11 protein-coding genes are annotated in these 12,656 nt (G+C 65.9%); 4 read left to right on the forward strand and 7 right to left on the reverse strand.

Going from position 1 to position 12,656, the window contains the following annotated elements; all coding sequences use genetic code 11:
* The coding region (locus V6M49_RS18125; protein WP_332762501.1) for a RidA family protein at positions 1–302 on the reverse strand (302 nt) is incomplete at its 3' end.
* Between the two features lie 412 nt (positions 303–714).
* Here V6M49_RS18125 and V6M49_RS18130 point away from each other — a divergent pair.
* Together V6M49_RS18130 and V6M49_RS18135 are read left to right on the forward strand one after the other, a co-directional pair.
* Complete coding sequence (locus V6M49_RS18130; RefSeq protein WP_332762503.1) at positions 715–3,345, forward strand: ATP-binding protein; 2,631 nt, start codon at positions 715–717, stop codon at positions 3,343–3,345.
* A 104-nt stretch (positions 3,346–3,449) separates the two neighbouring features.
* Positions 3,450–3,884, forward strand: coding sequence for an ester cyclase (locus tag V6M49_RS18135; RefSeq protein WP_332762505.1), 435 nt, complete (start codon positions 3,450–3,452; stop codon positions 3,882–3,884).
* 12 nt (positions 3,885–3,896) lie between these two features.
* On the opposite strand, the gene clpB is transcribed toward V6M49_RS18135, so the two are convergent.
* The gene (clpB, locus tag V6M49_RS18140) at positions 3,897–6,554 is read right to left on the reverse strand and encodes an ATP-dependent chaperone ClpB (protein ID WP_332762506.1); all 2,658 of its coding nucleotides are present in this window, start codon (positions 6,552–6,554) and stop codon (positions 3,897–3,899) included.
* Positions 6,555–6,815: 261 nt separating this feature from the next.
* On the opposite strand from clpB, the gene V6M49_RS18145 reads away from it, so the two are divergent.
* Positions 6,816–7,220 (forward strand): hypothetical protein, encoded by a 405-nt coding sequence (locus V6M49_RS18145; protein ID WP_332762508.1) that lies wholly within the window; start codon positions 6,816–6,818, stop codon positions 7,218–7,220.
* Positions 7,221–7,338: 118 nt separating this feature from the next.
* Here the strand turns inward: V6M49_RS18145 and V6M49_RS18150 are convergent, their stop codons facing one another.
* The 5 genes from V6M49_RS18150 to V6M49_RS18170 all read right to left on the reverse strand — a co-directional run bounded on the left by V6M49_RS18150 (position 7,339) and on the right by V6M49_RS18170 (position 11,244).
* Positions 7,339–8,013 (reverse strand): hypothetical protein, encoded by a 675-nt coding sequence (locus V6M49_RS18150; RefSeq protein WP_332762509.1) that lies wholly within the window; start codon positions 8,011–8,013, stop codon positions 7,339–7,341.
* Between the two features lie 67 nt (positions 8,014–8,080).
* Positions 8,081–9,142, reverse strand: a complete 1,062-nt coding sequence (locus V6M49_RS18155; protein WP_332762511.1) for a sulfate/molybdate ABC transporter ATP-binding protein — start codon at positions 9,140–9,142, stop codon at positions 8,081–8,083.
* On the reverse strand, positions 9,139–10,002 hold the full coding sequence (locus tag V6M49_RS18160) for an ABC transporter permease (protein WP_332762512.1): 864 nt from the start codon (positions 10,000–10,002) through the stop codon (positions 9,139–9,141). Before V6M49_RS18160 ends, V6M49_RS18155 begins: the two co-directional genes overlap by 4 nt.
* 22 nt (positions 10,003–10,024) lie before the next feature.
* Complete coding sequence (gene modA / locus V6M49_RS18165; protein WP_332762516.1) at positions 10,025–10,789, reverse strand: molybdate ABC transporter substrate-binding protein; 765 nt, start codon at positions 10,787–10,789, stop codon at positions 10,025–10,027.
* A gap of 44 nt (positions 10,790–10,833) precedes the next feature.
* On the reverse strand, positions 10,834–11,244 hold the full coding sequence (locus V6M49_RS18170) for a TOBE domain-containing protein (RefSeq protein ID WP_056341185.1): 411 nt from the start codon (positions 11,242–11,244) through the stop codon (positions 10,834–10,836).
* A gap of 182 nt (positions 11,245–11,426) precedes the next feature.
* Between V6M49_RS18170 and V6M49_RS18175 the strand changes: the two genes are divergently transcribed.
* Positions 11,427–12,656 (forward strand): FAD-binding oxidoreductase (locus V6M49_RS18175; RefSeq protein WP_332762514.1); only part of this gene is annotated, 1,230 nt, incomplete at its 3' end.

The following is a 12,656-nucleotide window of genomic DNA, read 5'->3' on the forward strand; positions in this document are numbered from 1 at the left end:
GGATACGGTTCGTGCAAACGCCTGGAATAGACGTCGTTGATGGCTTGGAAGTCTTTGTAGTCAGTCAGATAAATGGTGGTTCGCAGTAAATCCTTCAGCGTCAGCCCCTGTTCGTCCAGCAGGACCTGGAGATTCGTCAGCATCGCATCGCACTGCTGGGAGACATCGTCAGAGACCAGCTCTCCAGTATCACGGCGCTGGCCGATGATGCCCGAGGTATATCCGGTATTTCGTTGTTCAACGTAATGGGAAAACGGGGCTGCAGATTGGTAGAGCTGAGGACTGAAGTGATAGCGGGGCATGGATTCCTTCGGGCGACCTCGGTCTGAAGCACGGATATTGTGTCACCAGTGGGGTCCGTCGCCTGCGCCCAACAGCCTACCCACCCCCGAGCAGCTGGCGTCGCAGGTCCTGGTCCGCGAGCCGCGACGCTGGAGCAGCGATCTGCCGACCGGCTACGTGCTGGTGCTGGTGCTGGTGCTGGTGCTGGTGGGAGCGTCGACGTCGGGTCCTGCCAGCGCCTCCAGCCCTTCGATGGTGAGTTCGTCGACGTCGGCCGCGGTGTCCACAAGCTCCCTATCACCGTACGCGGAATTTAGGCCGGACAAATGGAACAGCCAGGAGGACAATTAGGTACTGGTCGGCCTGGCCGTTGGGGATGGACCCTAAGGAACAGGCCTCGCCTCGTACTTCGTTGCTAAAACGGTGCAGGATATGTCGCAGATCAGAGCCCAGATTCCCGAGACCACCCAGCCCCTGACGGCCAGGGAGACCGAGGTGGCGATTCTCCTCGCGGACGGTCTGGACAGCGCCGAAATTGCCGCTCGGCTGAGCATCGCGCCCAGTTCGGTGAAGTGGTATCTACGTCAGGTATTTCATAAGCTCGGCGTCCACACGCGCCAGGATGCGGTACTGCGGGCACGTCAGTTAGCCCTGTCGGTCCCGGAGAACGCACCACTCGAGTCTGCGCCCCATCCTTCCGGCACCGCTCCCAGGCCCCTGACAAGCTTTATCGGCCGGAATCGTGAGACGGCCTCGTTGCTGAGCTGGCTGGATGCTGGTGCCACCCGCTTGCTAGTCGTCACCGGCGCCGCGGGATCCGGTAAAACGCGACTGGCGCTGGCTGTGGCGGCGAAGGCCGGAGAACACTCGAATCGGCAGGTCTACTGGACCGATCTCACGGGCACGGCCAACCCGCAGCTCGTGGCATCCACCATCGCATCAGCCCTCGGCGTCTTCATCAAGCCTGGCCAAGGCGAGATCCCAGCTCTTGCTGAACATTTAGGAGCTACGCCGGCGTTGTTGGTGCTGGACAACTGTGAGCATATCGCCCGGGAGTGCGCCAAAGTCAGTGTGGAACTACTGGCTGGCTGTGCGCGACTGCACATCCTGATTACCAGCCGAGTGCCGCTGCCTCTCGAGGCAGCAAGAACCTGGCAGCTTGACCCTCTGCCGGTGCCGGCATCCGAAGAACTTCCGCCCGCAGAGATCGCCGCGTGTGAATCAGTCAGGCTCTTCACCGAACGCGCCTGCATGGTGGTTCCGGGCTTCGCCGTAAGCGCGCAAAACGCTGCCCCTCTGGCACGTGTCTGCCGCCGGCTGGATGGACTCCCTCTCGCCATCGAGTTGGCGGCGAGCCGGATCAAAATGCTGACGACGGCGCAACTCGCTGAACGCCTGGAGCTCGCCTTAGTGCTCCTCACCGGCAGCGGACCAGTCGGCGCACAGAGACATGCCACTCTTCGTGCGGCTCTGGATTGGAGCCACGGGCTCCTCTCTGAGTCCGCGCAGACGCTGTTCAGACGGCTGGCTGTCTTTGCGGGTCGATGGTCCTTGGAAGACGCTGAAGCAATCTGTCCAAGCGGGACGCTGGCGGCGGCGGACATCCTCACCGTGCTCTCCGACCTTGTCGACCAATCCCTGGTGGTGGTGGAACGGCCGCGTGGCGGCGCCCGGCGATTCCGGCTGCTCGAAGTCATCCGCCAGTACGCTGACGAGCAATTGAGGGCGGCGGAAGAAAGATCCTTGCTGCGCAGATCCCACGCAGCCCGGTTTGCTGCCGTTGCGATGGAGGCGCGCGGAGAACTGAACGGCCCAAAGCAGCCCGCCTGGACACTGCGCCTGGAGCAGGACCGGGACAATTTCAGGGCGGCGATGGCCTGGGGCCTCGACGTGCCGGAAGGAATAGAGTCCGGAGCCGAGATCGTTTGCACCCTCTGCCAGGTGTGGCAATTGCGCGGTGAATTCGCGGAAGGGCTGATGTGGTCCCGGCGCTACCTTGCCAGCCCCCATCCAATTCCGCGTCAAGTCCTGGCAAGTCTCCACGAATCCACGGGATTCCTCGCAGTCCATGCAGGGCAAATTGATGAGGCGCGAACCCATTGGGAGGAAGCTGCCGCCATTTTCGCTGAGCTGGAAGATCCTGCGGCTGTGGGTCGGCAGCTGCACTATCTGGCCCACGCAACTATGGGCACGGACGCTCCACGGGCCGCAGCTCTGGCGGCACGAGGGTTGGCATTGGAACAGGAGGCAGGTGACCAGTGGTGGACCTCAGCTTGCCTCTTCGCTTTGGGAGATGCCTCGTTCCTGCAGGGAGACGTTGGCAAGGCAGCCGATTGCTACGAGAAAAGCCAGGTGCTCGCCCGCCAGCTGGGCCACTCATTCGCCATTGCACGGCGGTGCGTCCGGCTGGGACAAGTGGCCAGGGCCCGCGGTGACCTCGAAGGAGCCCGCCATCACCTTGGCGAGTCAATGCGGGTGGCACAGGACGGCAATGACGACTGGGGCGTCACCATGGCCTTGGCCGCCTGGGCTTCTGCAGCCGCATCAGTAGGGTCGCCCCGGACATCGGCGTTGCTGCTTGGTGCCGTACAAGGACGGCTCGACCAGTACGGTGCAGTGCTCTGGGCGTTTGACCGGGCCGAATTCGTCCGCACGGCGTCCACGGCCACGGCCCTTCTCGGAGAGGACGCCTTCCGCGAACACCTCGCGGCAGGCCGGACCCTGACGCCGCAGGAAACCGGTTCTTTAGTGAATGACCTGCTGGAGCCGCAGGCGCCTTCAGTTTTGCCAGAATCCCCCGGTTCACCGGCCGTCCGCCTAACACCACGCGAAGTCCAGGTGCTCCACCTCATTGCAGCAGGCGAGAGCAATCAAACCATCGCCGTGGGGCTGGGGCTCAGCCTGCGTACGATCGAGAGGCATACCGCCAACGTCTACCTGAAAATTGGAGTGGATGGCCCGGCAGCCCGCACGGCTGCCGCCAACTACGCGTTCCGCCATGGTCTGGGGCCAGAACAGGACACCTTGGCAATCCCCCGCAAAAACCCTCCCCGACGTCACTGATTCCCCCCGCCAATTGGGTGCGTACACGGAGTTGGGTTGTGCCGCATGATCCTAATCTGTGCTTATCCGGAGATTCCCGGATAAGCACCGAAAGGGAAAGTCCAATGACTACTGACCAGAACAAGGAAGTGGTACGCACGTTCTTCCGGGCCTTTGAGGACCAAGACGAGGCCGCGCTCGCCCGCGTACTGTCGCCCAAACTCCAAGCGTACGTGCACGGAAACACTGAACCAGTGGACCGGGACACATTGCTGACGGCCATCAAAGGCTGGAACACCATGTTCAGCGGCACCAGTTTCACCCTGGAAGACCAGATCGCCGAAGGAGACCTGGTCGCATGCCGAGTGACTATGCATGCAGTGCATAGCGGCGGCGAATTCCAAGGGATCGCCCCGACCGGCGCTCCCATTACCAGCGAGAGCCTGACCCTGGAGCGGGTGGTGGATGGACTCATAGTGGAACGCCGCGTGGCGACGAACTGGGAGGACATCAAACAGCAACTCACCGCTGTGCCCTCCCAGGCACAAACCGTGGGTTAACCCACTGAGTGCCTACTCCTTCCGCCGCACCACCAGCCCCGTGCCGGCGGGAGTACCGCCTTCGGGTCCTGCGAGCGCCTCGAGTCCCTCGATGGTGAGTTCGTCGACGTCGGCCGCGGTGTCCACCAGCACCGTGTCACCGTCCGCGATGTCGCCGGACAGGATTGCTTTGGCCAGGCGGTCGCCGATCTCCTTCTGCACCAGTCGGCGCAGCGGCCGGGCACCGTACGCGGAATCAAAGCCGGACATGGCCAGCCAGGCGCGGGCGCCATCGGACACTTCCAAGCTGAGCCGGCGATCGTGCAGCCGCCTGCCGAGCTCGGCCACCTGCAGTTCCACAATCTCAGCCAGCTCGTCAACGGTCAGGGCTTCAAACAGCACAATCTCGTCCAGCCGGTTCAGGAACTCCGGCTTGAAGGAAGCGTTGACCATGGTCATGACCGCGGTCCGCTTGGCCTGCGCGTCCAGCGACTGGTCCACCAGGAACTGGCTGCCCAGGTTGGAGGTGAGGACCAGGATGGCGTTGCGGAAGTCCACGGTGCGGCCCTGGCCATCGGTGAGGCGGCCGTCGTCGAGCACCTGCAGGAGGATGTCGAAAACCTCCGGATGGGCCTTTTCCACCTCGTCCAGCAGGATCACAGAGTACGGCCGACGGCGGACGGCCTCCGTCAGCTGGCCGCCCTCCTCGTAGCCGATGTATCCCGGAGGGGCGCCCACCAGCCGCGCCACCGAGTGCTTCTCGCCGTACTCGGACATGTCGATCCGCACCATGGCGCGTTCGTCGTCGAACAGGAAATCCGCGAGCGCCTTGGCCAGCTCGGTCTTGCCCACGCCCGTGGGCCCCAGGAACAGGAACGAACCCGTGGGCCGGTTGGGATCGCTGATGCCGGCCCGCGCACGGCGGACGGCGTCGGACACCGCGGCCACCGCCTTGGCCTGGCCGATCAGGCGTTTGCCGATCTCCTCCTCCATGTGGAGCAGCTTCTGGCTTTCACCCTGCAGCATGCGCCCGGCCGGAATGCCCGTCCACGCGGAAATGACCTCGGCAATGTCGTCCGCCGTGACCTCGTCAGCCACCATCGGGGCAGGTTTGTCCGTCACCGCCTCTTCGGCTGCGGCGGCGGCGTTCAGTTCACGTTCCACTGCCGGAATCTCGCCATAAAGGATCCGCGACGCCGTCTCCAGGTCGCCTTCACGCTGCGCCTTGTCCGCCGTGGAGCGGAGCTCGTCGAGCTTGGCTTTCAGGTCGCCCACGCGGTTCAGGCCAGCCTTCTCCGCCTCCCAGCGGGCGTTGAGTGCCGACAGCTCCTCGCCTTTGTCCGCTTTGTCCGCACGGATTGCGGCCAGGCGCTCCACTGAGGCCGCGTCCTTTTCGTTGGCAAGGGCCAGCTCCTCCATGGTGAGCCGGTCCACGGCGCGGCGCAGCTGGTCGATCTCCTCCGGCGCGGAATCGATCTCCATGCGCAGCCGGGACGCGGCTTCATCCACCAGGTCGATGGCCTTGTCCGGCAGCTGGCGGCCCGAGATGTAGCGGTTGGACAGCGTGGCGGCGGCAACCAGGGCGGAGTCCGCGATGGTCACCTTGTGGTGCGCCTCGTAGCGCTCCTTCAGGCCGCGGAGGATGCCGATGGTGTCCTCCACGCTTGGCTCGCCCACGTACACCTGCTGGAACCGGCGCTCCAGGGCCGCGTCCTTCTCGATGTTCTCGCGGTATTCGTCGAGGGTGGTGGCCCCGATCAGCCGCAGTTCACCGCGCGCCAGCATGGGCTTGAGCATGTTGCCCGCATCCATCGAGGACTCGCCAGTGGCACCGGCGCCCACCACCTGGTGGATCTCGTCAATGAAGGTGACGATCTGGCCTTCGGAGTTCTTGATCTCCTCGAGGACTGCCTTGAGCCGTTCCTCGAATTCGCCGCGGTACTTGGCTCCCGCCACCATGGAGGCAAGGTCCAGGGCGATCAGGGTCTTGCCGCGAAGGCTCTCCGGGACGTCGCCTGCCACAATCCGCTGGGCCAGACCCTCCACTACGGCGGTCTTGCCCACACCGGGCTCACCAATGATCACCGGGTTGTTCTTGGTGCGCCGGCTCAGCACCTGGATGATGCGCCGGATTTCGGTGTCGCGGCCGATCACCGGGTCCAGCTTTCCGGACCGCGCCATCGCCGTGAGGTCAGTGCCGAACTTCTCGAGCGACTGGAACGTGTTCTCCGGGTCCGGCGTGGTGACCTTGCGGTCGCCGCGGACACCCGGCAGGGCGGCGAGAAGCGCTTCATGGGAGGCACCGGCGTCGCGCATTAACCGCCCGACGGCGTCACTCCCGGCTGAGAGCCCCAGCAGCAGCACTTCGGTGGAGACATACGTGTCACCCAGCCGGTCGGCCTCGTTTTTGGCGTTCTGGATGGCCAGCAGCGCGGGCCGGGACAACTGGGCCTGCTGCGTGGAGCCGCCCGACGTTGCCGGCAGCGCCTTGATGGCGCCGCTCGCCTGCACGCTGACGGTATCCGGGTCTGCGCCCGTGGCGCGGAGAAGCGCGACGGCGACGCCCTCCCGCTGATCCATCAGCGCCTTGAGCAGGTGGGCCGGTTCCACCTGGGGATTTCCTGCCGTCGAGGCGTTCATGGCTGCTGCCGAAAGAGCCTCCTGGCTCTTGGTGGTGAATTTGACGTCCAAAGAGAGCTCCTTCCGGGGTGCGCATTTTTCGCTAAGTTGAGTCTACAACGCTCAACTTTGAGGATGTGCCCTCTACGCCCAATGTTTGCCCACGGCGAACTGCCTGTCCAGAGCTGCACGACGCCTATGTGGAAATCCGTGTCCAGGGACTGGCGTAGCGACAGGATGCTCGCGAAAGTGTTGTGCGGAGCTATAGGCAATCGTTAGACTCCACTCACTGCGGTTGGGGCCGCCCGACAAAGAAGCGGAAGGACCCTAACCATGAACCGTTTGAACCGTTTGACCCGCTTGGTCGTCGCCTCCGGCGCTGGCCTGGCTCTCGCCCTCACTGCCTCGCCGGCGCTGGCCGCGCCGCCGGCCGACCCGGGCAGCAACCGCGCCCAGGTGGAACACACCGAAACCAGCAACCCCGACGGGTCATACACCTATGAGTTCCGCGGCGCGACCCGAAACGTCGACGGCCACTACACGACCAACACCCGTGATCAGACGACTGACGGCCAGTCGTCGTTCGACTATAAGACGCACTACACCCTGACGGACAACGTGACAAAGCTGAGTAGCCAGAACACGTTTACCGAGGTTGGCGTGACGTGCCGCGCCAACTCCCAGGTTGTCCTCACGAACGGTGAGACGCGCACGGAGAAGACGCATTCGAGCTGCTAGCACGGACTCCGGAGTTCGCTAACTTCCGTAGCGACGATGCTGCACCACAGATTTCCTTTTGCTGAGGGAAAACTGAGGCCGGCCCCTATGGGGATGTAGCCAGCGGTCTGCGGGCGGTTTAGGGCTTTGCCGGATAGCCGGCCGCAGGCTTGGTTTCGATGTAGTTGATCACCAGGAACTCCCCCGCCGGGACGAGTTCCACGTACCAGCGGGTCGGTGTGTCCAGGTCCTCCCAGCTGCCCTGCCCGGCAACGGTGGGCCGGTAGATGGCGTCGAACTTCAGGAACGTGCCGCTGTCCGCGGCGCTCGAATCGATCTCCTGCAGCAGCTCAAACGTGCCGCGCCCGCCCGTCTCCGGCCCGGCAACGCGGACCGCCGCCAGGTTCTGCTGGTTCATCACCTTCACCGCCGCGAAGTATTCCTGCCACGCGACGTCGCTGTGCGTGGTGAACAGCGTGCTCGAATAGGCTTCGGCGTTTTTTGCAGCGAGGTCTGCGACGCAGTTTTCCGGGACGGCCTTGCCCGGGCTCCAGGCCGTGACCAGCTCGGAGCCGGCGTTGAGCCAGCCGCTGTAGGCGTTCAGGACGCTGCCGATGGTTTCGCGCGGCGAGCCCTTGGGGATCCGGACCGGCGACACCTCGTCCCGGCCCACAAAGGGGCACTCCGGCGGCAGCACGGACGCGGGCGTTGCCGGGGCGATGTCCGGCAGCGGCGTCGGCGACGGGAACAGGCTGCACCCGGACAGGCCCGCCAGCAGCGCCAGGACGGCAGCCGCCGTCGTAATTTTATTCATGGTTCTCCCCCAATACCGCCGCCGCGTCCGGACGACGCTGACCAGCCTACCCGCGCATTGCGCCTCTTCAGCCGGGGTAGATGGCGACGGCGCCGGCCTTGATGACGAAATACACCTGCATGCCCGGCGCCAGCCCGAGATCTACAGAGGCAGCCGGCGTGATGTCCGCGCTCAGCTGCCCGCCCTCCCCGGCGCGGACCCGGATCCCGTCCCCGTGCGGCTCGAGGTCGGTGATGGTCACGGCGAAGGAGTTCCGCGGGCTGCCATGCGCTTCGGTGAGGAAAACGGAAACGGCCGACGGCGGGAAGACAGCCACGCCCGGCTGCCCGGTAGGGAGCGGGGCGGCTGCGTCGTGGTGGCCATAGAGGTTGAGGGCACCGGACCGCAGACCGTGTTCGGTCAGGTGGCCGGCCACAAAGTTGAGCCCGGCGAGTCCGGCCGCGAACCGGCTGCGCGGGCGCTGGAGGATGTCCCGCGTTGGGCCTTCCTCACTGATCCGCCCGTTTTCGAGGATGACCACCCGGTCGGCCAGCATCAGGGCATCGAGGACGTCGTGGGTGATGATGATGGCCCGCCTGCCGGCCAGCACGCGCTTGAGCAGGCGCCGGAGCAGCGGCGCGGCATGGATATCCAGCGCGGCCATCGGCTCGTCCAGGAGCAGGAGCCCGGGGTCGGCAGCGAGCGCCCGCGCCACCGCAACGCGCTGCGCCTGGCCGCCGGAAAGCTCGGCCGGGCGGCGGGACTGCAGCTCCGTCGCCTCGACTTCCGCGAGCCACCGCAGGGCGGACTCCCGGGCAGCCTGCTTCGAAGCCCCCGCACTCCGGGGCCCGAAAGCCACGTTCTCCAGCACGCTCAGGTGCGGGAAAAGCAGCGGTTCCTGGGCCAAGAGCGCCGTGCCGCGCCGGTGCGGAGCCGTCCATTGGCCGCGCCCGGCGGTGAGGTCAAACAACGCCCTGCCGTCGAGTTCGGCCGTGCCCGAGTCCGGGTGCAGCAGGCCCGCGATGACGCTCAGCAAGGTCGATTTGCCGGCGCCGTTGGCTCCCATAACGGCCACCGTTTCGACCGCGCCCAGCGCGAGGGAGACGTCAAACCCGCGGCCAGCCACGGCGGCCTGAACCGAGAATGTCACCGGACCGCGCCTCCCTGGGCGGGCGCCGTCGTCGTGCGTTCCCCGCTAAGCGCGGGGGCCCGTTCGGCGGCGCGGGGACTGCGGTACGCGAGCGCCACCACGGCAACCGCCACCCCCACGAGGACCAGGGAAAGCGCGACGGCGGCATCGGCGTCCGTTTCCCGCTGCAGGTAGATTTCCAGCGGCAGGGTCCGGGTCACCCCTTGCAGGCTGCCGGCGAACGTGAGGGTGGCGCCGAATTCGCCCAGGCTGCGGGCGAAGGACAGCACCGCGCCGGAGGCCAGTCCCGGCAGCACGAGCGGGAGGGTGACCCGGCGGAGCACCGTGGTGGGTCCGGCGCCGAGCGTCGCGGCCACGGCTTCGTACCGGTTCCCGGCGGTCCGCAGGGCGCCTTCGAGGCTGACCACCAGGAACGGAAGGGCCACAAACGTCTGGGCCAGGATGACCGCCGTCGTCGAAAAGGCGATCTGCAGGCCAGCCACTTCCAGCGTCCTGCCCAGCAGCCCCTGCCGCCCGAACGTGTACAGGAGTGCGATGCCGCCCACCACGGGCGGAAGCACCAGCGGGAGCAGGACCAGTGAACGGAGGAAGCGCTGGCCGGGGAAGCTGCCGCGGGCCAGGACCAGGGCGAGCGGCACGCCCAGCACGATACACAGGAAAGTGCTGGCCGCCGACGTGCGCAGGCTCAGCCCAAGGGCCTGCAGCGACGCTTCCGATGTGATCAGCGGGATGAACTGGGCCCAGTTGACCTTGGCCACCATGGCCGCGAGCGGCAGCACCACGAACAGGCCACCCGCCGCCGCAAGGACGTGAATCCAGCGCGGGACGCCGCCGTACCCGCCGTTCCTGGCCTGTCTCATGGTCTCCTTGGGTGCGGCTTACTTACGGGGCGCCGAAGCCGGCCGCGCTCAGGGTTTTCTGCCCGTCGGCGCCGGTCACCATGGCGATGAAGGCTGCCGCCCGTTCCTTGTTCCGGCTCGAGCCTACTGTGGCGATGGGATACGTGTTGACTGCCTTGCCGGATTCGTCGAACGGGATCCCCTTGACCTTGCCTCCGGCGCCTTTGACGTCGGTGACGTAGACCAGGCCGGCGTCGGCCTCGCCCGAGGTGACCTTGCCCAGGACGTCCGTCACCGATGACTCCTCACTGACCGGCGAGAGGGTCACGCCCGCGGCCTTTTCCACCGTGTCCGCGGCCGCCCCGCACGGAACCTGGCTGGCACAGACAACCACCTTGACGCCTGGCTTGGCCAGGTCCGCGAAGGACGCGATCGACGCCGGATTGGACGGCGGGACGGCGATCTCCAGGACGTTGCTGGCGAAGTTCTTCGCGGTCCCGTCCAGGAGCTTGGCATCGGCCAGTTTGGTCATGTTCTTGGTGTCGGCGGAGGCAAAAACGTCGGCCGGTGCGCCCTGGGTGATCTGGGTGACCAGGTCCGAGGAACCGGCGAAGCTCAACACGATCTTGGTGCCGGGGTTCTTCGCCTCGAAGTCGCTGGCCAGCTGGGTGAAGGTGGCCTTGAGCGACGCGGCTGCGAAGACCGTGATGGTCCCGGAGACCTGACCGGCGGCGTCCGGGGACTGCGACGCGGCGGACTGTGTGGCCGTGGGCGTCGTAGCCGTTCCGCACGCGGCGAGGCCCAGCATGAGGGCAGCCGTGATGATGGCGGCGCCGGCGTGTGTGCGGATGCTCAAATAATGCTCTTTCCGTGCGGGGTTTCGATGATGACTGTGGTTGCTTTGACCACCGCGGTGGCCACGGAGCCGAGCTCCAGGCCCAGGTCCCGGACGGCTTCGCTGCTCATCAGCGACACCACCCGGAACGGCCCGCACTGAAGTTCCACCTGGGCCATGACCTTGTCCGCAGTGATACCCGTGACCAGGCCAACGAACCTGTTGCGCGCCGAACTCCCTGACCGGTGCGGGTCCTCGGGAAGCTGCGCGAGCTTCTGGGCGTGCCGGGCCAGTTCCAGTCCGTCCACGGCCAGCCGGCCGGCGTCGTCCTTGACGGGGGTGAGGCTGCCGTTCTCTGTCCAGCGCCGGACGGTGTCGTCACTGACGCCAAGGAACCGGGCGGCTTCGGATACGCGAATAGTGGGCATTTCATGATTCTAGTCCGTATATGCGGTGTTTCTCAGTAGTTTTCGCCGCTTATCCGAAAATGACTTTGCTCCTTCTTTCGCTCCCGCGCGAGGCTCCAGTTGGGCTTCCTCTGGAACGTCCCGGGCCGAAGTCCTACGCTATGGGGAAGGGGAGGGGCTGCAGTCGCTGAGGAGCGTTTGTGATGAAGTGGATCAGGCCTGACAGCCCCGACTATGACCCGGCCCGGAAGGTCTTCAACGCCAGCATTGACCGGCGTCCGGCGGTGATTGCCCAGTGTTCAAATGACGCGGACGTGGCCGAAGCCCTGCGCTACGGACGGCAAAATTCCCTCGCCATTGCTGTCCGGGCCGGCGGCCACTCAGTGGCCGGAATGTCCATGAACAACGACGGCCTGGTGATCGATGTCCGGCCCATGAAGTCCATCGATGTGGACCCCGAGTCCGGCATCGTCACCGCCGGGGCGGGCCTGACGTGGGGCGAGTTCGACCGCGCCACCCAGGAGCATGCCCTGGCGGTCACCGGCGGACGGGCCTCCACCACCGGTGTGGCCGGCTTTACCCTGGGCGGCGGATCCGGCTGGCTGGAGCGCTCCTTCGGGTTCGCGTGCGACAGCCTCGTCTCGGTGGACCTGGTGACGGCCGACGGCGAGCGTGTCACCGCGAGCGCCCGGGAAAACCCCGAACTCTTCTGGGCACTCCACGGCGGCGGCGGCAATTTCGGCGTGGCCACGTCCTTCACATTCCAGGCGCACCGGCTCGGCCCCGTGGTGCACGCCGGGATATGGCTGTGGCCCGGTGAAGAGGCCCTGGACGTCTCCCGCGCGTACAGGGACCTGGCCCTCGCAGCCCCCGATGGCGTCGGGGTGGGGCTGCTGTACTTGACCGCTCCGCCCGAGCCGTTTGTGCCTGAGCATCTGGTGGGAAAAATGGCCGTCGCCATTGGCTATGTCTACGCGGGTGAGCCCGAGGAAGGCTCCGAACATGCCCGGCCGTTCCGCGAACTCGGACCCGCCGTCGACCTGGTGGGTGACACAGGCTATGCAGAGTTCAACGGCTCCCTGGATGATCCTCCGGACCATTACAACTACTGGAGCGCGGACTACCACGACGAACTTCCCGATGCAGCTCTGGATCTTTTTGTTGAGTCGGCACGGAACCTCCCCGATGCCACGTCCCAGCAGCTCATCGCCCGCTGGGGCGGCGCGGTGGGCGGAAGCGCGGGGGCGGCCACGCCGTTGATCAACCGGAACGCGGCCTGGGTGAGCCACCCCTACGGCATCTCCCCCACACCCGAGGAAGGCGAGCTGGCCAAGGCCTGGGTGAAGGACTTCCGCCAGAAAATTGCGCCCTATGCCTCGGGCGGGGTGTGGCTCAATTTCATCGGCAACGAAGGCCAGGAGCGCATCCGTGCC

Source organism: Pseudarthrobacter sp. (assembly GCF_036675385.1).
GTDB lineage: Bacteria > Actinomycetota > Actinomycetes > Actinomycetales > Micrococcaceae > Arthrobacter.

What these genes read in the sequence shown, in the direction of transcription:
- V6M49_RS18135 (WP_332762505.1), top strand. Translation starts at nt 3,450, where the DNA reads ATGACTACTGACCAGAACAAGGAAGTGGTACGCACGTTCTTCCGGGCC.
- V6M49_RS18150 (WP_332762509.1), bottom strand. Translation starts at nt 8,013, where the DNA reads ATGAATAAAATTACGACGGCGGCTGCCGTCCTGGCGCTGCTGGCGGGC.
- modA (WP_332762516.1), bottom strand. Translation starts at nt 10,789, where the DNA reads ATGCTGGGCCTCGCCGCGTGCGGAACGGCTACGACGCCCACGGCCACA.
- V6M49_RS18160 (WP_332762512.1), bottom strand. Translation starts at nt 10,002, where the DNA reads ATGAGACAGGCCAGGAACGGCGGGTACGGCGGCGTCCCGCGCTGGATT.
- V6M49_RS18145 (WP_332762508.1), top strand. Translation starts at nt 6,816, where the DNA reads ATGAACCGTTTGAACCGTTTGACCCGCTTGGTCGTCGCCTCCGGCGCT.
- V6M49_RS18170 (WP_056341185.1), bottom strand. Translation starts at nt 11,244, where the DNA reads ATGCCCACTATTCGCGTATCCGAAGCCGCCCGGTTCCTTGGCGTCAGT.
- V6M49_RS18130 (WP_332762503.1), top strand. Translation starts at nt 715, where the DNA reads ATGTCGCAGATCAGAGCCCAGATTCCCGAGACCACCCAGCCCCTGACG.